General features: G+C 64.7%; 20 protein-coding genes. 12 read left to right on the top strand and 8 right to left on the bottom strand.

The window, feature by feature from the left end:
* The first annotated feature begins 5 nt into the window (after positions 1–5).
* From ABFK29_RS20805 to ABFK29_RS20825, 5 genes are read left to right on the top strand one after another with little or no spacing between them, the layout of a single operon-like run.
* Positions 6–926, top strand: a complete 921-nt coding sequence (locus tag ABFK29_RS20805) for an ABC transporter permease (protein ID WP_005862497.1) — start codon at positions 6–8, stop codon at positions 924–926.
* Entirely contained in the window at positions 926–1822 is an 897-nt protein-coding gene (nikC, locus tag ABFK29_RS20810; protein ID WP_005862499.1) for a nickel transporter permease, read from the top strand. Before ABFK29_RS20805 ends, nikC begins: the two co-directional genes overlap by 1 nt.
* Entirely contained in the window at positions 1819–3558 is a 1740-nt protein-coding gene (locus ABFK29_RS20815; protein WP_005862501.1) for an ABC transporter ATP-binding protein, read from the top strand. Before nikC ends, ABFK29_RS20815 begins: the two co-directional genes overlap by 4 nt.
* Positions 3555–4484, top strand: a complete 930-nt coding sequence (locus tag ABFK29_RS20820; RefSeq protein WP_005862503.1) for a DUF6963 family protein — start codon at positions 3555–3557, stop codon at positions 4482–4484. The genes ABFK29_RS20815 and ABFK29_RS20820 overlap by 4 nt, the downstream gene beginning before the upstream one ends.
* Positions 4481–5935 (top strand): N-acyl-D-amino-acid deacylase family protein, encoded by a 1455-nt coding sequence (locus ABFK29_RS20825; protein ID WP_005862505.1) that lies wholly within the window; start codon positions 4481–4483, stop codon positions 5933–5935. Before ABFK29_RS20820 ends, ABFK29_RS20825 begins: the two co-directional genes overlap by 4 nt.
* Before the next feature lie 78 nt (positions 5936–6013).
* On the opposite strand, the gene ABFK29_RS20830 is transcribed toward ABFK29_RS20825, so the two are convergent.
* The 3 genes from ABFK29_RS20830 to ABFK29_RS20840 all read right to left on the bottom strand — a co-directional run bounded on the left by ABFK29_RS20830 (position 6014) and on the right by ABFK29_RS20840 (position 12345).
* Positions 6014–8296 carry an arginine/lysine/ornithine decarboxylase gene (locus ABFK29_RS20830; protein WP_005862507.1) on the bottom strand — a complete coding sequence of 761 codons (2283 nt, stop codon included), beginning with the start codon at positions 8294–8296 and terminating at the stop codon, positions 6014–6016.
* Positions 8297–8424: 128 nt separating this feature from the next.
* Positions 8425–8730, bottom strand: a complete 306-nt coding sequence (locus ABFK29_RS20835; RefSeq protein ID WP_005862509.1) for a hypothetical protein — start codon at positions 8728–8730, stop codon at positions 8425–8427.
* A gap of 531 nt (positions 8731–9261) precedes the next feature.
* Complete coding sequence (locus ABFK29_RS20840; RefSeq protein WP_005862511.1) at positions 9262–12345, bottom strand: transporter substrate-binding domain-containing protein; 3084 nt, start codon at positions 12343–12345, stop codon at positions 9262–9264.
* 158 nt (positions 12346–12503) lie between these two features.
* On the opposite strand from ABFK29_RS20840, the gene ABFK29_RS20845 reads away from it, so the two are divergent.
* The 7 genes from ABFK29_RS20845 to ABFK29_RS20875 all read left to right on the top strand — a co-directional run bounded on the left by ABFK29_RS20845 (position 12504) and on the right by ABFK29_RS20875 (position 18900).
* A complete protein-coding gene (locus tag ABFK29_RS20845; protein ID WP_005862513.1) occupies positions 12504–12872 on the top strand; it encodes a response regulator in 369 nt (122 codons plus the stop codon).
* Between the two features lie 115 nt (positions 12873–12987).
* The gene (locus ABFK29_RS20850) at positions 12988–13341 is read left to right on the top strand and encodes a hypothetical protein (RefSeq protein WP_198135753.1); all 354 of its coding nucleotides are present in this window, start codon (positions 12988–12990) and stop codon (positions 13339–13341) included.
* A complete protein-coding gene (gene coxB, locus ABFK29_RS20855) occupies positions 13320–14279 on the top strand; it encodes a cytochrome c oxidase subunit II (RefSeq protein ID WP_040605009.1) in 960 nt (319 codons plus the stop codon). The genes ABFK29_RS20850 and coxB overlap by 22 nt, the downstream gene beginning before the upstream one ends.
* A gap of 7 nt (positions 14280–14286) precedes the next feature.
* Positions 14287–16842 (top strand): cytochrome c oxidase subunit I, encoded by a 2556-nt coding sequence (gene ctaD, locus ABFK29_RS20860; RefSeq protein ID WP_005862516.1) that lies wholly within the window; start codon positions 14287–14289, stop codon positions 16840–16842.
* Positions 16842–17231, top strand: coding sequence for a hypothetical protein (locus tag ABFK29_RS20865; RefSeq protein ID WP_005862518.1), 390 nt, complete (start codon positions 16842–16844; stop codon positions 17229–17231). Before ctaD ends, ABFK29_RS20865 begins: the two co-directional genes overlap by 1 nt.
* A complete protein-coding gene (locus ABFK29_RS20870; RefSeq protein ID WP_040605025.1) occupies positions 17231–17800 on the top strand; it encodes a cytochrome c oxidase assembly protein in 570 nt (189 codons plus the stop codon). The genes ABFK29_RS20865 and ABFK29_RS20870 overlap by 1 nt, the downstream gene beginning before the upstream one ends.
* The gene (locus tag ABFK29_RS20875; RefSeq protein ID WP_005862522.1) at positions 17797–18900 is read left to right on the top strand and encodes a c-type cytochrome; all 1104 of its coding nucleotides are present in this window, start codon (positions 17797–17799) and stop codon (positions 18898–18900) included. Before ABFK29_RS20870 ends, ABFK29_RS20875 begins: the two co-directional genes overlap by 4 nt.
* Positions 18901–18927: 27 nt before the next feature.
* Here ABFK29_RS20875 and ABFK29_RS20880 read toward each other — a convergent pair whose 3' ends face one another.
* From ABFK29_RS20880 to ectA, 5 genes are all read right to left on the bottom strand, one after another.
* Positions 18928–19380: an RrF2 family transcriptional regulator gene (locus tag ABFK29_RS20880; protein WP_005862524.1), complete on the bottom strand. Its 453-nt coding sequence runs from the start codon at positions 19378–19380 to the stop codon at positions 18928–18930.
* Positions 19381–19543: 163 nt separating this feature from the next.
* On the bottom strand, positions 19544–20965 hold the full coding sequence (locus ABFK29_RS20885) for an aspartate kinase (RefSeq protein WP_005862526.1): 1422 nt from the start codon (positions 20963–20965) through the stop codon (positions 19544–19546).
* A complete protein-coding gene (locus ABFK29_RS20890) occupies positions 20966–21367 on the bottom strand; it encodes an ectoine synthase (protein WP_005862529.1) in 402 nt (133 codons plus the stop codon).
* 5 nt (positions 21368–21372) lie between these two features.
* Positions 21373–22662, bottom strand: coding sequence for a diaminobutyrate--2-oxoglutarate transaminase (gene ectB, locus ABFK29_RS20895; RefSeq protein ID WP_005862531.1), 1290 nt, complete (start codon positions 22660–22662; stop codon positions 21373–21375).
* A 53-nt stretch (positions 22663–22715) separates the two neighbouring features.
* On the bottom strand, positions 22716–23246 hold the full coding sequence (ectA, locus tag ABFK29_RS20900) for a diaminobutyrate acetyltransferase (protein WP_005862532.1): 531 nt from the start codon (positions 23244–23246) through the stop codon (positions 22716–22718).
* Positions 23247–23450: the final 204 nt, after the last annotated feature.

A 23450-nucleotide genomic window follows, 5' to 3' on the forward strand; every position in this document is an offset into this window, starting at 1 on the left:
CGCCCATGGGCAAGTTCATCCTCCAGCGTTTGCTTGCCGCGCTCGTGACGATCTGGATCGCGACCATCGCGGTGACGATCCTCATCCACCTCGTGCCCGGCGATCCGGTGCGGATCATGTACGGCAGCTTCCAGACCACGCCCGAGGAGCTGGAGGCGATCCGCGTCAGGCTTGGCCTCGATCAGCCGATCTGGACGCAGTATTTCATGTACCTCGAAAGGTTGCTGCACGGCGATCTGGGCCGCTCCATCGTCGGCGACCAGCCGGTGCTCGACGTGCTCCTGACGCGCTTTCCGGCGACGCTGGCGCTGACCGTGTCCAGCCTTGCCATTGCCATCGTGGTGGGCATGAGCCTTGGCTTCCTGGCCGCCTACAAGCGCGGCACATGGTTTGACGTGGGGGCGATGGTCATCGCCATCGTGGGTGTGTCCATGCCACACTTCTGGCTGGGGCTGCTCCTGCTTTTCCTCTTCGCGCTGCAACTGCAATGGCTGCCCGTGGCGGGCGGAGACTGGCGCAGCCTGATCCTGCCTGCCCTCACGCTGGGCCTTGCCAATGCCGCCGTGCTGGCCCGCCTGACACGGTCCGCCATGATCGACATCTTCGATCAGGACTTCATCCGCACCGCCCGCGCCAAGGGGCTGCCACGGTCCATCGTGCTTTACCGCCACGCGCTGCGCTCCGGCCTCGTTCCGGTGGTGTCGATGCTTGGCCTGCAGTTCGCCTACCTGATGGGCGGCGCCATCGTGATCGAGAACGTCTTTGCCTGGAACGGCGTCGGGCGTCTTGCCATCGAGGCCGTGCTGTCGCGGGACTACCCGCTCATCCAGGGTTTCATCCTCTTCTTTGCAACCGTGGTCGCACTGGCGTCGGTGGTGATCGACATCGCCTATGCCTTCCTTGACCCCCGCATCCGGTATTCGTGATGATCCACTCATCCTCCACCGCCGAACTGGCGGACGATCTGGCTACCGAATCCGCTCCGCGCAAGCGAAGCTTCTGGCGGGCGCTGGTGGCCAGCCCATCGGGCCTTATCGGCCTCGTGATCGTGGCGGTACTGATCGTGGCCGCCCTGACCGCCCCTATGATCGCGCCATTCGATCCACTGCGCATGGCGGCGGGGCCGAGGCTTCAGCCGCCGTCGCTGGATCACCTCATGGGCACCGACGACTTCGGTCGCGACGTACTGAGCCGGATCATCTACGGCGCGCGTCTAACGCTGCAGATCGGAGTGATCGCCGTGGGCATCTCGCTGACCGCCGGCCTGCTTCTGGGGCTTGTCGCGGGCTACTCCTCCGGCTGGACCGAGCGCGTGCTGATGCGGCTGGTGGACGTGCTGTTCTCCTTCACCGAGATCGTGATCGCCCTGGCCTGCCTCGCCATCTTCGGCGTGGGTCTGACCAACGCGATGATCGCAATCGGCATCGCGTCGATCCCCTTCTACGCCCGCGTGACGCACTCCGTCGTGCTGGTGGAAAAGGGCAAACCCTACTTCGAAGCTGCGGTCGCGGCCGGCGCCGGGCACTTGCGTCTGATCTTCCTTCACCTGCTGCCCAACGTGGTGCCGACCCTGATCGTGATCGGCACGCTCGGTGTCTCGACCGCGATACTCGCCGCCGCCGGACTGTCCTTCCTCGGCCTCGGCGCGCAGCCGCCGCAGCCAGAATGGGGTTTCATGCTGTCCTCGTCACGCGACCTGATTTCCCGCGCGCCGTGGATGATGATCTTTCCCGGCCTCGCCATCGCCATCACCGTCCTGGGCTTCAACCTCTTGGGCGACGGCATCCGCGAGGCCCTCGACCCGAGGCAGACAGAACGATGACATCAGACACCGACGCCCCCCTCCTGTCGGTCAACGGGCTGACCATCTCCTTCGGCAAGGGTCGCAACCGCAACGTCGCGGTGCAGGACCTGAGCTACGACCTCAACCCCGGCGAAACGCTGGCCATCGTCGGAGAAAGCGGATCGGGGAAAAGCGTGTCCTCCATGGCGCTGCTCGGCCTGCTGCCGCCGGGGTCGGCAAACGTCGAAACCGGCACGGCCACATTCGACGGGCGTGATCTTCTGACCCTCACTGACGAGCAGTTGCGCGGGATCCGGGGCGACCGGGTGACGATGATCTTTCAGGAACCGATGACGTCGCTCACGCCGGTCCTGCGCATCGGCCAGCAACTGACCGAAGCACTGATCGAGCACAAGGGCATGTCCCGCTCCGAGGCTGCCGCACGTGGCCGCGCGATGCTGACCCTCGTCGGGCTCGACAAACCCGACCGGCGGATGCGGCAATTCCCGCACGAACTGTCGGGCGGCATGCGACAGCGGGTGATGATCGCCATGGCCATGGCCTCAGACCCGGCCATCCTGCTGGCAGATGAACCGACGACGGCGCTGGACGTGACCGTACAGGCGCAGATCCTCGACCTCATGCGTGACCTGAAGACCCGGTTCGGCACGTCGATCATCCTCATCACCCATGACATGGGCGTGGTGGCCGAGATGGCCGACCGCGTCGTCGTCATGCGCAAGGGCCGGAAGATCGAGGAAGGCACCGTCCGCGAAATCTTCGAGGCGCCGCAACACGATTACACCAAGGCGCTGCTGGCCGCCGTGCCGCGGCTTGGTGCCCATGCGGCGGCGGCGGAGCCCCGGCAGGTGGTGGACAGCCCGGCCCGCCCCGGCGACCGTCTGCTGCACACGTATGGCATGTCCAAAACCTTCCGCGAACGCGGGCTGTTCGCTGCGAAGGCCGGTGGCACGGCGGCGATGCAGGACGTGGGTTTCGACCTCGCCGCCGGCGAAACGCTGGCGCTTGTGGGCGAAAGCGGTTCCGGTAAATCGACAACCGGGCGTGCCGTGCTCAGGCTGCTCGACCTGGACGAAGGCGTTATCGAAATCGGCGGCACCGACATGCGCAAGCTGTCGGGCAAGGCCGTCCGCAAGGCGCGACGCGAGATGCAGATGATCTTCCAGGACCCGTTCGCCTCGCTCAACTCGCGCCTCAGCGCCGGGCGTCTGGTGGCGGAACCAATGGTGATCCACGGGTTGGCGAGCGGCAAGGACCTGCAGGACCGCACCGAGCAACTGTTCCTTCGGGTGGGGCTGGAAGCCGACCACATGCGCCGTTTCCCGCACGAATTCTCTGGCGGCCAGCGCCAGCGCCTGTCCATCGCACGGGCGCTATCGGTAAACCCGAAGCTGATCGTCGCGGACGAGCCGACCTCTGCGCTCGATGTCAGCGTGCAGGCTCAGGTGCTGGAACTTATGCTGGAACTTCAGCAAAGCCTCGGCCTCGCCTATCTCTTCATCAGCCACGACATGGCCGTGGTCGAAGAGGTCGCGCACCGCGTCGCGGTCATGCGCCGTGGCCGCATCGTGGAGATCGGGCCACGGCAAGCGGTGCTGAACGATCCGCGCCACGCCTACACCAAGGCTTTGCTGGCCGCCGTGCCGGTGCCCGATCCGACCCGCACACGCGGCGCCCTGCCGTCGCTCGACGCCGATCAGTTGCCCATGGGGCCGCTGACAGAAATCGCTCCCCAACACATGGTGGCCAGTTGACTATTGGAATTGCAGTACATGCCCCCGGCGCCGCCCGTGCGGCGCTCGCGGGTCTCGAAGCGGTCGAAGCCGTCGGTCGTGGGGCGATAGGGGGCTTCGTCAGCCTGTCGATCATCACACCCGGCGGCGAGGTGCAAAACCTGGGTGTCCAGAAGGGCGGCGCTCGGGCCATGTTGGCAGACCCCGATCTGACGAGGCTCGCGGCGGCGCGCCTGGCCGTGCTCATGTCCTCTGGCCCCGACCGCCCCGAACCGTTGTCCCAGTTCACTCCGGCGGCGGCCGACACAGGGTTGATGACCGGTCACCGCCTGCCCAACATGCCCGGCCCCGCCGGAACGCCGCCGAACCTCGTGGCACTGCAGGCCCTGCGCAACGGGCTGTCCGCCGCCGAGGCGATCAACCGCGCCCTCGGCGACGCGCCAGGGCTCGACGCCGGACTGATCGCCTTGACGCTCGACGGAGAGATCGCGCTGGCAAACTCCGCCTCCGTCGCGGCGCGGGACGACATCGGACAAGCTTTGGTGGTCGAACCGGGCATGTCCGTCGCGGTGATGCACAATTCGATCCTCCCGCACGAGGCGTTGGCGGACCTTGCCGTCTCGGCGATCCGCGACACGCTGGCGCCAAAGGACGCATGGACCGGATCTGGCACGGCAATCGGGTTGACCGTCTGTGATGGCGCTGCCGAACGTGCGCTGCTGACCGACCCGGACACCGGCGCAATACTTGGGTTCGAAGCGGCAGCTTCCGAATGGAGAAGACCGGCCTGGGAAGGCTGCCCGGTCCGCCGGGGCGATCCCGTCGTCGCCGGCGGCCGCGTCGTCGGCAAGGTCATTCAGGAGGCGTATTGCATCCTCCGCAACGGCACCGTGACCCAAACGCGCGGCGGCCAAACGATCACCTGGATACAGGGGGACCCGTCATGAGGGGCGATTACGAATGCGATCTTCTCATCCGTGGCGCTTCCGTTTTCGACGGGACTGGCGCAGCGCCTGTCACATGCGACGTTGCCGTTGCCGAAGACCGGATCGTGGCGGTCGGCGCCGCGCTGACACTGTCCGCCCACGACGAGGTGCAGGCCGACGGGCTGGCCTTGGCGCCGGGCTTCATCGACGTTCACACCCACGACGATCTGGCCGCCATGTCGCTGGACACCAGCCTGCCGAAACTGAGCCAGGGCGTCACCACTGTCGTGACTGGCAATTGCGGGATCAGCCTCGGGCCGACCCCGCTCGGGCGGCGGGATACCGTCGTGCCGCCGCTGGACCTGATCGCGACGAAGGACGAGTATCGCTATGCAACCTTCGGCGACTTCCTCTCTGCCGTCCGCGGCATTGGTCCCGCGTTGAACGTCGTTCCGCTGGTCGGCCACACGGTGCTGCGCGCGCGGGCGGTGGACGACTTGAGCGGGCCCGCCACCGAAGAGGAGGTCGCGGCCATGCGGCAAGACCTTGTCGCCGCGCTGGATCAGGGGGCTGCAGGCTTGTCGACCGGCCTCGCCTACCCGCCCGCCAAAGCCGCCACGACCGAAGAAGTGCTGGCCTTGGTGCGCGAGGTCGCCACTGCAGGCGCGCTCTGGACAACGCATATGCGCGACGAACGGACCGGGGTCGTGTCCGCCGTGGCCGAGACCATCGACATCGCCCGCCGCAGCGGCGCGCGCACGCTGATTTCACACCACAAATGCTGTGGCGAAGCTGCGTTCGGCCTGTCCCGGACGACACTGGCGATGATCGAGGACGCCCGGCGGGATATCACGCTGGACATCGACGTCTATCCCTACACAGCCAGCTCCACTGTGCTTATCGAAAGCTTCGCACGGGACAGCCGCAGGGTAACCGTAAGCTGGTCGGATCCGCATCCCGAGATGGCAGGTCGCGACCTGAGCGAAATCGCGGAAATCTGGGGCATTCCGGAGATGGAAGCGCTCGACCGGCTGCGCCCGGGCGGCGCGATCTATCACCAGATGGATGACGGAGACCTTGAGCGCATTCTGGCATGGCCCCCGTCGCTGGTGGGGTCCGACGGGTTGCCGCGTGACCGCAGGCCGCATCCCCGGCTTTGGGGAGCGTTCCCGCGGGTTCTTGGCCACTATGTGCGCGAACGGTCGCTGCTCAACCTGTCGACGGCAATCGCCAAGATGACCGGGCAGACGGCGGCTGTGCTTGGACTGCACGACCGCGGACGGATCACCGAAGGGGCCGCCGCCGATCTGGTGCTGTTCGACCCTGCCCTGATCCGCGATGCCGCCAGCTTCGAAGACCCGGCCCGGCCCGCCGAAGGGATCGTGTCAGTCTACCTGAACGGCAAACTCGCCTATCGTCCCGACGCCCCGGGCACCACGCCCTGCGGCACGCTGCTGTCCCGCGCCCCGTAGTTCCAGTGCGATGCAAAACGCCCGCTCCTGCCGGAGCGGGCGTCGAATTGCTGGCACGGCATCCGCCGCAATAGCCTGTCAGGCGACACAATCCGCGAAGTAATGGACGACACCACCTTCGCCCACTTCCTGCACCAGCCCATGAATGTCGGTCTCGAAGCCCGGGCATTCTCGCGCGAACTCGCGGTTGAAGCGCAGGTAATCCACGATCTTCGCATTGAAGACCTCGCCCGGGATCAGGAGCGGGATGCCCGGCGGATACGGCGTCACCAGTGACGTGGTCACGCGTCCTTCGAGTTCGTCGATCGGCACGCGCTGGGTCGTGCGGCGCGCGATGTGCGAGAACGCCTCGGACGGGGTCATCGCGGGGTGGTGGTCTGACAGGTAGATTTCCGTCGACAGGCGGGCAACGTCGTACTTCGCATACATCGTGTGCACATGTTGGCAGAGATCCTTCAGGCCCATCTTCTCGTACCGGCGCTGCGCGGCGCAGAACTCCGGCATGACGCGCCACAGCGGGTTGTTCCGGTCGTAGTCGTCCTTGAACTGCTGCAACGCCGCCAGAAGCGTGTTCCACCGGCCCTTGGTGATGCCGATGGTGAACATGATGAAGAAGGAATAAAGCCCGGTCTTCTCGACCACCACGCCATGCTCCGTCAGGTACTTCGACACGATGGAGGCCGGGATGCCCTCGTCCGAGAACAGCCCGTCGATGTCCAGGCCCGGCGTGATGATCGTCGCCTTGATCGGGTCCAGCATGTTGAACCCGCGGGCCATGTCGCCAAACCCGTGCCACGCGTCCTCGCCCGAGCTTTCGACGCCTTCGCTGTCGGTCTTCTTCAGCTCCCAGTCCTTGGCGCGACCGATGCCTTCCTCGGCCAGCGTGTCAGGCCCCCAGACCTGGAACCACCAGTCGTTGCCGAATTCCTCGTCGACCTTGCGCATCGCGCGGCGGAAATCCAGCGCCTCGTCAAGGCTTTCCTCTACCAGCGCCGTGCCGCCCGGAGGCTCCATCATCGCGGCGGCCACGTCACAGGACGCGATGATCGAATATTGCGGCGAGGTCGAGGTGTGCATCAGGTACGCCTCGTTGAACAGGTGCCTGTCCAGCTTCGTCTCTTCGCTGTCCTGCACCAGGACGTGGCTTGCCTGAGAAATCCCGGCCAGCAGTTTGTGCACCGATTGCGTGACGTAGGTGACTGATTTCTTGCTCCGCTCCCGCTTGCGGCCCATGGCGTGATAGGTGCCGTAGAACGGATGGAAGGCGGCGTGCGGCAGCCAGGCTTCGTCGAAATGCAGGTTCTCGATCCAGCCGTCCAGCATCCCCTTGATGACCTCGGTGTTGTAGAGCACGCCGTCATAGGTCGATTGGGTCAGCGTCAGGATGCGCGGCTGGACCGTCTCCGGGTCGACGCCTTCCAGCAGCGGGTTGGCGCGGATCTTGGCCTTGATCGCCTCGGGCTCGAACTCCGAGCGCTGGATCGGACCGATGATTCCCCAGTGGTTGCGGGTGGGCTTCAGGAAAACCGGGATCGCGCCCGTCATGATGATCGAATGCAGGATCGACTTGTGGCAGTTGCGGTCGACCACCACCACGTCGCCCGGCGCCACGGTATGGTGCCAGACCATTTTGTTCGACGTGCTGGTCCCGTTGGTCACGAAGAAGCAGTGATCCGCGTTGAAGATACGCGCCGCGTTCTTCTCCGACTCGCCGATGGCGCCATTGTGGTCCAGCAACTGGCCAAGTTCCTCAACCGCGTTGCACACGTCGGCCCGCAGCATGTTCTCGCCGTAGAACTGGTGGTACATCTGCCCGATGGGCGACTTGAGGAAAGCCACGCCGCCCGAATGCCCCGGGCAGTGCCACGAATAGGACCCGTCCTCCGCGTAATCCAGCAGCTCCTTGAAGAACGGCGGCTGGATGTACTCGAGGTAGCTTTTCGCTTCGCGGATGATGTGCTTGGCCACGAACTCCGGCGTGTCCTCGAACATGTGGATGAAGCCGTGCAGCTCGCGCAGGATGCCGTTCGGCAGATGGCGGCTGGTCTTGGTCTCGCCGTAGACGTAGATCGGCACGTCGGCGTTCTTCCAGCGCACTTCATCGATGAAGTTCTTCAGGTTCAGCACCGCCGGGTCGAGGTCCGGCCCGGGGCTGAATTCCTCGTCATCGATGGACAGCACGAAAGCCGACGCGCGGCTTTGCTGCTGGGCAAACTGGCTCAGGTCGCCATAGCTGGTGACGCCGAGCACCTCGAACCCTTCGCTTTCGATGGCCTGAGCCAGGGCGCGGATGCCAAGGCCGGATGTGTTTTCGGATCGGAAATCCTCGTCGATGATGACGATGGGAAAGCGGAATTTCATGTGTCACTCCTCGGGACCGGCCCTGAACGGACGCACGGCGTCCACTCGTTGTTCCTGCCCGAGGCGGCATCGTCAAGGGGGCGCGCGGCGGGCACGGCATGACACCGACCCGTGTGCGTTTCCTTGTGTCAGACGCCCATTGGCCTGCCTGTCAGGATGTAGACCTTGGTCTTTCTCTCCGGGGCCACCTCGATGTAGCCCAGTTCGAGCAACCGCTTGAGCGACCTGTGGAACGTCGCATGTTTCATGTCGCAGACGACACCGTCGGTCCTGACCTGTTCCGAGCTCACCTCGCCCCCGCCCGTGACGGCCGCAACCGAGTGAAAAGCGTACAGCAGATCGCGCTCGTTCCGAGACAGATCGGCGAGACCGGCGTCTTTTTCCATTTGCCAAAGCGCTGCACGCAGCTTGGCCATACCCGAAAGCGAGGACATATTGCATCCAACCTTGAAATTTCGTTTTTGCTACAAAATATGTCGGCTCCTAACAAGGATGCAAAAACGCAATCCCGAGGTTTCGGGAGACCTTTCAGGCGTCCGGCGGCAAAAAATGAGGCATCGCGGCATCGGGACCTCTCCGAAAGGATAGCATCCTGCGCGCGGAACATGGAAACTTGGCAGAACGCAGGCTTCACTTGCGGAAACCCGCAACTGTTTCTGACGACCAGCCGCCGGGCACACCGAATGCCGGCTGACCGCAGTCCGGCTGGAAAAGACGACGTGGGGCGCTGAAGCCTTCTGGATTCGATGCTCGCAGCACGTTTCATTGGTCCATAAGACGGCCGCCTGCCGGATTGAATTTAGACCAAAGAGATATTTTCTTAACAGCCGAAAGGTGACGTAAAGTAAGGCTGGGTAAGGTGCGCACCTGCATGCGGCAACTCGAAAAATAGCACGTTGCATCTGTTTGCTGAAAAGGAAGGGTCCGCCGCACGTGGCCGGATGCCCACCATCCATGACAGCAGGTTAGGGGAGCGACTTGTGCTGCGCGCTCCGAAGCGCGCGGCGCAGGACGCGCGACAGTTCTGCAGGGCGGCAAGGTTTGCGGACCAGCGGGGCCGAAACGTTGCCCATGTTCTCGCGCGTGATGCCGGTGTAGCCGGACATGTAGACGATGGCCACGTCCGGCCGCACGTCCCGTATCCTGCGCACGAGGTCGAAGCCGCCGATTCCTCCCGGCATGACCACATCGGTCAGGAGAATATCGAAACAGTCGGGATCGGCATCGACCAGATCGAGCGCCGCCCGCCCCGTGGCCGCAGTGAGGACGCGGTAACCCAGCGACTTCACCAGCTCCGAGGTCAGGAATAGCAGGTCGCTCTCGTCTTCGACGATCAGGACGCATTCGCCAGATCCTCTTTCGACCTGCTCCGAGTACGTCTGCTCGCTCCCGTCCGGCATGTCGCCGCCTGGCAACCGGAGGATCACCGTCGCGCCGTGGTCCGGCGTGCTCAGGATGTCCATCTCGCCGTCCGACTGCTCGACGAAACCGTAGACCATCGACAGGCCCAGGCCAGTGCCGCCGTCGCTGCCCTTGGTCGTGAAGAACGGGTCCGTGGCGCGGATGCGCACCTCCGGCGACATTCCCGGACCGTCGTCCACCACCGAGATTTCCACCCTGTCGAAACCGCCTGCGTCCGGGGCTGTCGCACAGGCCCGGACGACGATCCGCCCGCTGTCCGCCGCCCCGAGGATCGCGTCCCTGCTGTTCAGGACGAGGTTCAGCAACGCATTTTCAAGCTGCGATGAATCGCAGACCACCCAGAGGTCGGGCTCCGGAAACTCGGTCTCTAGCGTCACGGACGTCTCCAGAAGCGGCCCGGCCAGGTCCCGCAGTTCTCGCAGCACGCGCGTGACCGACACAGCCTCCGGCGCGCCGGGTTGACGTTTTGCGAAGGCCAGCAAACGACCTGTCAAAAGGCTGCCCCGCTCGACCGAGGCCAGCGCCTTTTCGAGGAACGCTTTCTGTGTTTCATCCGCTGACATGCTGGCCAGTTGCGCTGCGTATTGGATCGTGGCGAGGATGTTGTTGAAGTCATGCGCCACCCCGCCGGTCAATTGACCCAAAGCATCCAGCCGTCCGGCGCGTTCCGCCTGCTGGCGCACCTTCTCCTGTTCGGTCACGTCCTCGATCACCAGCACGGTGGAGAGGTCGGATTGGGCGGGTGCCTCTACCGGGGAACTGGAGATACGCACAAAGCGCCTCGGGTCGCTCTCGCCGGTGCGCAGCACCGCCCGTTCCGAAACGATCTCGGCCCCGGCGCGGGCCCGCTGCACCGGATCCGCGGAAGACTGCAACGGCAAGTCGTTGTCCGCGCCGACAAAGGTCAATTCGCCGGGCCAGTCCGCGGGCCACGCGTCGCCATTCAGCCCCAGCATGCCCACAGCGCCTGGATTGGCGAAGGCGACGCGCCCGTCGCGGCGGAGACCGACGATGGCGGCGCGCGTGGCGTTCAGGATCGCCCGCAGCCGAACCGAGACCCTTCGCAGGTCGTCGGCCTGGGTCTGCAGGCGGTGCTGCGCCCGCTTGGCCTGCACGAGGAAAGCGAGCGGGATGAGCACCGCAAGCGCAATGCCGATGCCACCTGCCAGACGGATGCGGGCGGGCGTCCAGAACACCGGATCGCCCATCCAGCGGTCGCGCAGGGCGATGAACTCCTCGGACGACAGGTAACCGGGGATAGCGGCGTTGAGCCGCTCCCGCACCTCGGGCAGGCCGAGACGCAGCGCCACAGCCCGCTGCGAAACGTCAAACGGCGGCATGATCTCGCGGACGTCCCCGCTCAATCCACCGCGCGACAATATCTCCCGCGCGGGTACGCTGGCGTAGAGCACGGCGTCGACTTCTTCGCTCAGCAAGCCCTCGAACAGCCCCGACTCGTCCGGGTACGTGGACAGCATCAGCCCACCATGATCCCGGGCCAGTTGCGCCGCATAGTTGTTCTCGCGCACACCGACCCGGAGACCCTCCAGATCGTCGAGCCCCTGCACATCGTCGCCTTCGCCGTAGCGCACGAAAATCGCGTAGGGCGACTGCTGGATCGGAATGGAGAAATCCATGGTCTGCCGCTTTTCGTTGGTCACGCTGATCGGCGGCAGCAGGTCATAGCGTCCCGGCCCCGGTCCCCGCGCCCATTCCTCGACCGTGATACCCTTGTATCGCAGCGTCAGACCCGCACGCGACGCCAGCCCGCGCAGCGTCTCGACTCCGTAGCCGGTAAAGGTCCCGTCCGCATTGACCACCTGGTACGGCGGGAAATGCGTGACGCCGACGGTGAGGACGCCGGGCGCGGGCTCTGGCGGGATCATGTTCCACCATTGCAGCAGGTCGCTCAGAGTACCGTCCGCACGCATGTCGTCGATGGCACGGTTGATCCGGGGCATCAGGTCGGCCCGATCGGGCGACAAGGCGATGTAGTGCGGTTCGCTGCGCAGCGGCTCTCCGGCGATGCGGATCCGGTAGTCGAGCCGCGCCTTGCGCAGGAAATCCACCGCGGCCTTGTGCAGCGTCACGACCCCATCCACCTGGCCGACCAGCAGAGCCGCGAAAGCGGACGACACGGTGTCGAACGTCACAACTTCGGCCCGTCCCCGGAGGTCGGCCAGATCGCTTCCGGCGGCATCGCGCACGATCCCGACACGCCGTCCCGCCATGCTGTCAAGATTGGTGTCGGCACGCGCCTCGCCCAGAACGAACAGGTAGACAGCCGTCTCGGCCACCGGTTCCGACAGCAGGACCCTGCCGCGCATGATCGGCAGATCGATGACACCGGCGAGCATGTCGGTTTCGCCCTCGGCCTGTGCGGCCAGCGCCGCCGGGTAAGTCGGATAACGCCGAAAGTCGACCTCGAAACCGGCCCGGCGGCCGATCTCTTGCGCCAGTTCCGCGAAGAAGCCGGTCAAACCGGACTCGGTCTGTTCATATACCCCGTTCAGCGGTGCCCAAGGCACGACGACCCGCTCCTCCGCGACATCTTGCGCGGCGGCCGGGAAGCTGCAGATCAAGGCAATCGCCGAAGCCAGAAGCACACGGACAAGCAGGTTTGACATGGGGCGGTCCCGTATGACACGTGATCCCAGTGACACCCGTTGCATCTGTCGATGCAAGCGAAGATACTTCACAGGGTTGTTTTAGCGGTGCGCGGAAAGCCCGTCGTCCGCGTGCGCCAGACTGATCGGATTCCTCCTCACTTCACCGGATTTGCTCCATGCCAGACAAACGCGTCCTGATCGTGGACGACAACGCCGACCTCGCCAGACTGATGGCCGAGATCTGCCGGGTCTTGGGGCACGACGCCCTGGTGGCTCAGGACTTGAACAGCGGGTTGGAAGCGCTCACGGCGGGGCCGCGCGTCGCCCTTACGCTCGTGGACGTGTCGCTGCCCGGAGGCCGCAATGGATTCGACTTCGTGGATCAGGCGCGGGCGATCCAACCGGACCTCGTGTATGCTTTGATGTCGGGCCTGGGCTCCAGCGCCGAACGACCCGCCCACCACGAAGACACAACCGTCCTTCAAAAGCCGATCCCCATGGATCAGCTCAAGGCGATTCTGGGCGGGTTGAAGAAGGCACCCTAACACGCCCATGTATCGGACAGCCTTGAGCCTTCGGGTCAGGGGGCGGCGAGGTCGCACCCGTGACAATGGGTACCGGTGATCCAGCCGCGCCTGAGTTTTTCGGTACGATGGCAGGATGACCATCGCCATCACTATAATGAAGGCACAGGCTTCGGGATGTTCGGGCGGAGCCTCGCCGGAACACACCGACGCGCGCGATCCAGCGGCTCTGCGCCCGGACCGTATCGGCCGGAGGCGGCATAACACCATCCATGACGACAACGCTCACATTGCCCTCGGCATGAAAAATAGACGTGGATTGGCCCGCCAGGTTGCGTGTCCGAAGACCCCGGACTTTCAGGCGCTTACGATCGTCATGCCCCAAAATGCACTTTGCCCGAATAGTCGTGCAACCGAATGCCGCTTTGTCGGTTGGTTCGAAAAGAAAAGCAGGGATGGGACGAAGGGTTGCGGCGCATTTCAGTTCTGACGGCGGGATTGCTGCTGTCCGGTTGCAGCGGACGGCACAACTGGCTGTCGTCTGCGGGCGAGGAAGCGCAGACCATCGAACCCCTGTTCTGGACGGTCGTGGCGGGTGCCGCCCTGATCTGGACGCTGGTTGTGGGCGCCGCTGTCTTTGCCCACCGCGCCGAGGCCAAGCCGCACCGCGAACAGCAGGCTCGCCGCTTCATCATCTGGGGCGGCGCTGTCCTGCCCACAGTGGTGGTCGGCGCCCTGTTGATCTGGGGCCTGTTCATCCTGCGCGACCTCGTGGCCGACGAAGGCGACCTGACCGTCCGGGTGGACGGCGAACGCTGGTGGTGGCGCGTGATCTACGAGACCCCGGAAGGCGAGGTCTTCACCGCCAATGAGATCCGCATGCCGCTGGGAAAGACGACGCTCTTCCGCCTGACCGCGGACGACGTGATCCATTCCTTCTGGGTGCCCGCGATGGGCGGCAAGATGGACATGATCCCAGGCCGCGAAACCAAGCTGACCCTGACACCCACGAAACTGGGAAGCTGGGGCGGGCTCTGCGCGGAATACTGCGGCGGCGCGCACGCCCTGATGCGCTTCGACGCCGTGGTGATGGAGCCGGAAGCCTTCGACGCCTGGCTGCAGAACGAATCCTCCCCCGCCCGGATCACGGAGGGCGATCCCGGCTGGGAGGTCTTCCTCGACGAGGGCTGCGGCGCCTGCCACACGCTGCGCGGCACGGAGGCCGTGGGGCAGGTCGGCCCCGACCTCACCCACCTTGCCAGCCGCGAACGGCTGGGCGCGGGCATCTACGACATGACCCCCGAGAACATGGCCCGCTGGATCACCGATCTCGACGCCATGAAACCCGACATCGACATGCCCGCCTATCCGTATCTTTCCGGCGACCGCCTCGACGCGCTCGTCTCCTTCCTGATGAGCCTCAAGTAAAGCCGCCATGACATCAGACGCCTTCGACCTTGACGATCTGCCGCCCGCCGAACCCTACGACGAGGCCCGTGACAAAGCGCAGCGTGAGCGCCTGCTCACGACGTGGCAAAGCCCGAAGGGCTGGCGCTACCTTTCGGACGTCAACAATTCCGAGGTCGGCCTCTGGTATCTGCTGACGTCCTTCGCCTTCTTCTGCTTCGCCGGGGTGCTGGCCCTTCTGATCCGCACGCAACTTGCGGTGCCGGGCAACGACTTCCTGTCGCAGGACCTCTACAATCAGGTCTTCACCCTGCATGGCACGGCGATGATGTTCCTCTTTGCCGTCCCGATCTTCGAGGCGGTGGCCATCCTCGTCCTGCCGGAGATCCTCGGCGCGCGGGACCTGCCCTTCCCGCGCCTCTCCGCTTTCGGCTACTGGTGCTTCCTGATCGGCGGCGTGTTTGTCTGCGGGTCGATCTTCTTTGGCGCGGCGCCCGACGGCGGCTGGTTCATGTACGCGCCGCTGTCGTCGAACCCCGAATACTCCGGTGTCGGCGCGGACATCTGGCTGCTTGGCCTGTCGTTCATCGAGGTGTCGTCGATCGCCGCGGCAGTGGAGCTGATTGTCGGCGTACTGAAGTCCCGTCCGCCGGGCATGCGCCTGAACCAGATGCCGCTCTATTGCTGGTACGTGCTGGTGGTGGCCGGCATGATCCTCTTCGCCTTCCCGCCGCTGATCGCGGGCGACCTGCTGCTTGAACTGGAACGCGCCTTCGGCTGGGCCTTCTTCGACCCGGATCGGGGCGGCGACCCGCTGCTGTGGCAGCACCTGTTCTGGATCTTCGGCCACCCCGAGGTCTACATCGTCTTCCTGCCCTCCATCGCACTGATCGCGACGATCCTGCCGACCTTCGCCAGCCGTCCGATGATCGGTCATTCCTGGATCGTGCTGTCGGCGGTTGGGGTGGCGTTCCTGTCGTTCGGTCTATGGGTCCACCACATGTTCACCGTGGGCCTGCCAGAAATCTCGCTCAGCTTCTTCTCTGCCGCGTCAGAGGCCGTGGCCGTGCCAACCGGCATCCAGATCTTCTGCTTCGTCGCGACGATGCTGGTGGCCAAGGTGCGCCCCTCCCTGCCTATGCTTTTCGCAGGCGGCGCGCTGGCGATCTTCGTCTTCGGCGGCCTGACGGGCGTCATGGTCGCGCTGGTGCCCTTCGACTGGCAGGCGCATGACAGCTACTTCGTCGTCGCCCACCTGCACTACACGCTGATTGGCGGAATGCTCTTCCCGCTCTTTGCCGGGGTGTACTACTGGTATCCCTTCGTCACGCAGCGCCAGACCAACCAGAAGGCAGGCAAGTGGTCCTTCTGGCTGATGTTCGGCGGCTTCAACCTCGCCTTCCTGCCGATGCACTGGACGGGCGTCATGGGGATGCCCCGCCGCGTCTGGACCTACGACGTGACAGACGGCTGGGCGGTGCTGAACATGGTGTCGACCGTGGGCAGCTTCATCTTCGCGGCGGGCTTCGTCGTGCTGGCGGTCAACGTGCTCTGGCCGCGCGGCAAGCACGCGCCAGTGAAGCGCAACGTCTGGAACGCTGGCACCATGGAGTGGAGCGCAGAGGTCCCCGACAAGCCGTGGGGCGTGCGGTCGATCCCGCTTATCAAGTCGCGCTATCCGCTGTGGGACCAGCCCGGCCTGCTTGACCAGATTGACCGGGGCGAGTGGTTCCTGCCGGATGCTAAAGAAGGCAAGCGCGAACTGATCGTCACCGACATCCTCGACGCACGCCCGCTGTTCGTGCAGCGCGTGCCGGGGCCGTCGTGGCTGATGCTGTTCGCCGCGCTCTTTCTCGGGACCAGTTTCATCGTGGCCACCTATCACTGGTGGACCGTGGCCCTGATCTCCGGTGCAGCCTTTGTCGCCGTCACGCTTTACTGGCTGTGGACCGGCACCGCGCACATCCCCGAGAAGACCGAGAAGTACGTCGGGCGCGGGCTGACCCTGCCCACCTACGAGGCAGGCGCAGGGTCGGTCGGCTGGTGGGCCGTGTTCATCACCATGACCGGCGACATGACCGCGTTTGTGGGGTTGGTGTTCTCGTACTTCTTCTTCTGGACCGTGCTGCCCGACTTCATGTCCACGACCGAGGCGATGCCCTTCGGCTGGCTGCTGCTCGGCTTCGCGGGCGTCCTTGGCCAATGGGGCCTGACTGTCGCTGCGCGCGGACAACTGGCGGGGCGCGCACCGGGCGCGGCCATCGGCGCGCTGATCGCGGCACCGGTGGCGGGCGTGCTGGGCATGGCGGCCTTCGCGTGGGCCGCGATGCAGGCGGGGCTGGACCCCACGCGCCACAGCTTCGACGCAACCATCTGGGCGCTGCTGCTCTGGCTCTCCGTGCATGTGGCGCTTGGTTTGCTCATGCAGCTCTACACCGCCGCGCGCATCTGGGCGGGCATCTGCACCCCTGACTTCCCGGCAGACCTGCGCAACCTGACGCTCTACACCCACTTCCTCGCGGTGACGGTCATCATGACGTTTGCCATGCTGGCGGTCTTCCCGCTCTGGCTGGGGGCGCTGTGATGAAACACCCGACAAGACCCCGCGCGCCCCGCCTGATCGACGACGGTTCGCTTTGGATCGTGATCGCCGCACCCTCGATCTGGGCGGCGCATTTCCTGATCAGCTACTGGGTCGCGGCGATCTGGTGCGCCAAGATCGGCGGATCGCTGCTGGATGTACGCTGGATCATCGCGGCACTCGGGCTGGCCTCCATCGCGCTCATTGGCCTTCTGGCGCTAGTCGCGGTGCGCCGGTACGGCGGGACGCTCATCATCTTCGAGGAAATCACCGAGGATTCCCGCCCCGCGCGCGAACGTTTCATGGGGCACGTGTCGCTGTTGTTGTGCATCCTCTCCGCGGTGGCGGTCGGCTTCACCGTGATCCCCGGGCTGGTGATGCAGACATGCTGATGCGCCGCGCCATAGCGCTTGTGCTTCTGACCGTACTCTGGCTGGCGTTGCCCGCCTTTGCGACGGGGTCGATGATCGTGCACATGGTCCTGCATCTGGGCGTGGTCGCGGTGGTGCCACTACTCTGGGCGCCGCGCCTGCCGGCCGCGTTCCCCTCCGGCCCCATCGCCCTCGCGCTCGGCTCCGTGGTCGACATGGCCGTGGTCTGGACGTGGCACCTGCCCGGAATGCACCTCTGGGCCCGGCTGGACACCATGGGGCTGATCCTTGAACAGGCCAGTTTCCTCGGTGCGGGGCTGCTGCTTTGGGGCGCGGTGCGGCAGGCCGGACCATTCGGCGGCGTGCTGGTGCTGCTGGCCACCACCATGCACATGACGCTACTCGGCGCTCTGATAGGCCTCGCCCCCCGCGACCTCTACGGCGACATCTGCGCCGGGCACTTCGGACTGACCGCCCTGCAGGAACAGCAAGTCGCCGGGGTGCTCATGGCCGGTCTTGGCGGCGCGCTCTACCTCGCCGCGGCACTGGGCCGTCTGGGCCGCGCGCTCGACGAAGGAGAACCCGCATGAAACGCCTGGTCCTCTATGCCGCCGGTCTGGTCGTCGTGCTTGGCAACGCCTTCTACTGGCTCGCCCCCTACACAATCGCAGCTTCCCAGCCGCACTGGCCCGGCGTGGGCGAGGTCTTGCACCAGTACATGCGCAACGCCGTCGCCATCCGGTCCCGCAACAAGGAGGTCCCCCGTCAGATCGACCTCGACGATCCGGGACTTGTCCGCCTTGGCGCCGGGCACTTTGCCACCGGCTGCGCCACCTGCCACGGCGCGCCCGGCATCGCGCGCAACCCGATCACGGCCGAGATGATGCCCGCGCCCCCGAAGCTCGACGGGCTCGACTTCACCGACGGCGAACTTTGGTGGATCGCCCGTCACGGCATCCGCTATTCCGGCATGCCCTCTTGGCCAGGCGAAGGCCGAGAGGTGGAGCCGTGGGCCATCGCGGCCTTCCTGCGCACCTACGACGACTTCGACCGCGCGTCCTACGAAGAATCCGCGCTCGGTTCCGCCTATGCCGGCGATGCCATCCGCTTCCCCGGCCTGTACGGTGCGATCCCGAAGGACATGGCCTGCGCCCGTTGCCACGGCGAGGACGGGCTGGGCCGCGACGGCACCGCACCGAAACTTGCCGGACAGTCGCGGGACTGGCTGGCTCTGGTGCTGGATGCCTATCACGACGGCCGCCGGGAGAGCGGCTTCATGGAGCCGCTCGGCGCCACACTGACCGAATCCAACATCGACGGCATTTCGGAGCTTTACGCGGAAATGGACGGCAATTGGTCCGGTCGCCCCCTTCCCTTCGGCGATCCGGAGAGGGGCGCTGAACTGGCCCGCAAGGGAGACGAACACAACGACATCGCGTCTTGCGCGTCCTGTCACGAGGGCGGGGAGAACCCGCTGATGCCGCGCCGCGCCGACACCCCGAGAATTGCCGGTCAGGATGGCTTCTGGCTGTACAACTGGTTGCTTATGTACCGCGACGGTCCGGTCCCGGAGACACCCCGTGCACACCTCATGGCCGCAGCGGCAAAGCCCTTGTCGGACAGCGACATTGCGGACCTATCCGCCTACTATGCCGGGCTGTCTGAGGCGGCTGCGGGCGACGACAACTGACCGCCCACCCCTGGGCTACGGCACGCCTCAGCTTGCGCGCGACACCGAACCCGGTTGTCGGTCGGCATTCATGAGGATCGGCAGCGTGCGCGGATGGGAGGCGATTGCATCCGCGATGCTGTTTCGGTTGAGGGTCTGGTAAAAGAGGATTTTCGCTTCTGCCAACGCACCCGTCAAACCGCAGGACCCACGCAGGATGCAGGAGGAACAGTCGACCATCTGGGCATCTCCCTCCATGAAGCGGGCCACGTCGCCGACCAGGATCCGATCCGGCGACCGGGCCAGTTGAACGCCGCCGGCACGGCCCCGCGTGCTTTTGAGGAAATTGCCCTCCACCAACATGTTCACAACCTTCATCAGGTTGTTCTGTGACAGGCTATGCGCCCTCGCGATTTCCGATATGGGCACCACGCGTCCGTCGTGAGCGCCGAGGTAAAGACAGACCCTGAGAGCGTAGTCGGTGAATTTCGAGAAGTGCATACAGCATTACCTTTTATTAATTCCCGCCAATCTGATGCAGGATTTACGATACGTCAACGCATTCACCTTAAAGGAGAATTTAGCGTCACGCACAACACCATAAGAAAAGGCCCCACCGTTTTCGGCAGGGCCTTTTCATCATTCAATGCAGGCGCGACGGCCATCAGGCGACGAGCGCGACGCCCGCCTGTTCTTCGCGCGGAAAGAACACATCGTGCAGACTGCGGATCGCGTTGGACAATTCCGAGTGGTCGACGATGAACTGCACGTCCACGCTGCGCGGCCCCTGCGCGGCGCCCAGCGGAACGATGTCCGCCTCTTCCAGCGCTGCCATGCCGCGCGTCAGTACCGAAAGCCCGGTCAGGTCACGGCCGATGACCGAAACGAGCGCGCACTTGCGCAGCGAGATTTCGGCCTGCGGGTAGACTTCGCTCAGATCGCTTTCGACCCGGCGCAACGCCTTCAGCGACCCGTGCACGTGGTGGGTGATGGTGTTGGCGTTCGACACCTTGGACACGATCCACACGTCATGGCGTTTCAGCGCGTCGAGGATCGTTGCGTCGTAGCCCTTCACGCCGACCATGTCCTGTTCGAACACTTCCAGCGCAAAGACCGTCAGTCCGGTCACGATCTCGGCAGCTGCGGTCTCTGCCGGCTTGTCGTCGATGATGGTGCCCGGATCCTCGGGTTCGAATGCGTTGGTGACGCGCAGCGGCACACCGGCCCGGCGCAGCGTCTTGGCCGCCGAGGGGTGGATCGCTTCCATCCCGAGGTTTGCCATCTGGTCCGCCACATCGTAGTTCGTGTGACCCAGCTTGCGCACCACGTCCGCGCCGACCACCTTGGGATCGGCGGATGACAAGTGGAACTCCTTGTGAATGATCGCTTCGCGCGCGGCAGTCTGTGCCGCCAAGCGAGAGAACGTCACCTCGGAGTAACCACGGTCGAACTCGCGCATCAGACCCTCGGTGCACTGGGCATAACCGGTGACGATGGGCATTTCGGTCGCCGGATCGACGCCGTCCATACCTTTCGCCAAGCGGTCTTCGAGGCTCAGATGCTCCTCGTCACGCCAGCCGGACAGATCGACCAGCCGCGCGTTCACACCAGCGCGCTGCAGCATCAGGACGGCGACATAGGCGGAGTGCGCCTCACCCAGCCCGGACAACAGCTCGCGGATCTGCAGGAGGTGTTCGTTCAGGCGGAAGTGCCCGTACGAGCACAGCCGCTGAAGATCCACCAGACAGCTCCGGGCGCCTTCCATGCGGTCCTGCACGAAACGCGTCGCAAGCTGGATGTCACCCGCGTGAGTGAGCACCTCGGAGTGAGCCGCGATCATCTCTGTCGAGGCACGGTCCATCGCGCGGTGCCAGCCGTGGTCGTCATCTGCCTGCGCAAAACTGGCAAAGACGCCCTGTTCACCGGTCTTCTTGTGTTCGAGCAGCATGTTGGTGATGCCGCCGAACGCGGAAACGACGAAGATGCGGCCGTATTCCGGTTTGCCGTTCTTGATGAACAGCGTATCGCGCAGTTCGCCGAGGCGGGACATGGACGTCCCGCCGATCTTTTCGACAGTATGGGTCATTCAGGCCTCTGCAGGTTCGGGCGCGGCGTAGGAGCCATCCTCACGGTGCACTTCGGTGCCCGTCACGGGCGGATTGAAGCAGCACGCCATGACAAGCTCCTCGTCCGCGCGCAGGACATGCCGGTCGTGCTTGTCGAGCGCGTACATGACACCGGGCTTGATCTCATGCGTTTCGCCTGTGCCGAGGTCGGTGATCGACCCGGTGCCCTGCATGCAATAGACGCTCTCGAAGTGGTTCTTGTATTCGAACGTGTGCTCGGAACCGGCCTCGAGAAAGGTGATGTGGAACGAGAACCCCATCTTGTCGTCGGCCAGAAGCATGCGGACCGATGTCCACTTTGCATCCGACACGACGCGGTCGGGTTCGTTCTTGGTGATTTCGTTGAAGTCTCTGACGATCATGTCTGTTACTCCGCTGCGATTTTCTGGCCGGGCTCGACGATGTCGCGGGCGGCGTCCAGCACGATGGCCAGACCCTTACCCAGCGTTTCGTCGGGGGTGGTGAGCGGTGCGAGCACCTTGACCACCTCGTCCTCCGGACCGGATGTTTCAATGACAAGGCCGTTCTCGAAGGCCTTGGCGCAAATGGCTGCCGCCAGTTCGCCGGAACCTACGTCCACGCCGCGCATCATGCCGCGGCCTTTCAGGTAGGCGCCCGGGATCATCGCGGCCAGGGCGCTCAGGCCCTTCTCGACGATGTCGGCGCGGCGGGCGATGTCCTTGGCAAAGGCATCGTCGGCCCAGAACTTCTCGATCGCCACGCGGGCGGTCACGAAGGCATGGGTGTTGCCGCGGAACGTGCCGTTGTGCTCGGCCGGGCCCATGATGTCATGTTCCGGCTTCAACAGCACGAGGCCCATCGGCAGGCCGAAGCCCGAGACGGATTTCGCCATGGTGACGAGGTCGGGCTTGAGGCCCGCTTCCTCGAAGCCGAAGAAGTCGCCGGTACGGCCACAACCCGCCTGGATGTCGTCGACGATCAGCAGCGCGCCGTGCTTCTTCGCAAGGCTGGCCACACGGCGCAGCCATTCCGGGCGCGCGGCGTTCAGGCCGCCTTCGCCCTGCACGGGCTCTACGATGATCGCGGCAGGCGCGTCCATGCCCGAGGACTTGTCCTCAAGCATCGTCTCAAGGATGTCGGCGGTATCGGTGCCTTCACCCATGTAGCCATCGTATGGCATCCGCGTCACGCCGTTCAGCTCGATGCCGGCGCCGCCACGGTGGTAGCTGTTGCCGGTCGCGGCCAGCGCGCCAAGAGTCACGCCATGGAAACCGTTGGTGAACGAGATCACGTTGGTGCGGCCGGTAACCTTGCGGGCGATCTTCATCGCCGCTTCGACGGCGTTTGCGCCGGTCGGCCCCACGAACATCAGCTTGTGGTCCATCCCGCGCGGTTCGAGGATGTGACGCTCGAAGGCTTCGATGAAGTCCTTCTTGGTGTTGGTGTGCAGGTCCAGACCGTGAGCGATGCCATCGTTGGTCAGGTGCTCGATCAGCGCCGCCTTCATGTCCGGGTCGTTATGCCCGTAGTTCAGCGAGGAGCAGCCCGCCAGGAAGTCGATGTAGGTCTGGCCGGACTCGTCGGTCATCTCCGACCCGCTGGCGCTGGTGAAGGTGGTCTTGAAGCCGCGGCAGTAGGAGCGGGCTTCGGATTCGCGTCGTTCAAACACATTCGTTTCTGTCGGTTGCGTAGTCATTACGACCTCTCTCGGATAACTTGAAATTTTGGGAATTCTGGAGCGTGCGCAGCTCAGGCGGCCTGCGCCACCGGGTTCGGCATCTCGATTGTCACCATGTTCTCGGTCGCGGCGCGGCCTGCGAAGTGGTCTTCGCGGATAAAGTGCGGTTCCGAGCTGAGACTGCCACCCTGATTGCGGGCAAACTTGCGGAAGAGCCCCCACGATGCCTTGTTGTCGCTTGTGATCGTGGTCTGCAGACGGGTCACGTCCGCGCACACGTCACGGTTCAGGATCTCGGCCAGCATCTTGCCGCCAAGGCCCATGCCCCGCGCCTTTTCGGATACGGCGACCTGCCAGACGAACAGCGTCTCGGGATCGTTCGGGAGGATATAGGCAGACACCCAACCGATCGCTTCGCCGCCCATATCCGCCACCACGCAGGTGTCGGAGAAATGGTCGCACTGCAGAAGGTTGCAATACATCGAGTTCTCATCGAGCGGCTTGCAGGCACGCACCAGTTCCCAGATGCCCGAGCCGTCCTCGGATACCGGGGTGCGCAGTGTCGGCAAAGCCTGCCGGGCAAGGTCACGCGGATGCTGCATGTATCGGTCGCTCCATATTGCTTCGTCAATCTAAATAGCGTGACGGATGCTTTGCTTCAATAGGCAAAGTAAATATTCTTGGGAGTTGCCGCATATCCCTCATAAAACAAAGCCAATAGCACATGTTAACTCTTTGTGCGCCTAAGGGAATGTCCTTCGATAGGCTAACCTGTAACGCGCTTGACGCAATGGTTAGCCACCCTT

Origin of the sequence: Sagittula stellata E-37 (assembly GCF_039724765.1) — a bacterium.
Taxonomy (GTDB): domain Bacteria; phylum Pseudomonadota; class Alphaproteobacteria; order Rhodobacterales; family Rhodobacteraceae; genus Sagittula; species Sagittula stellata.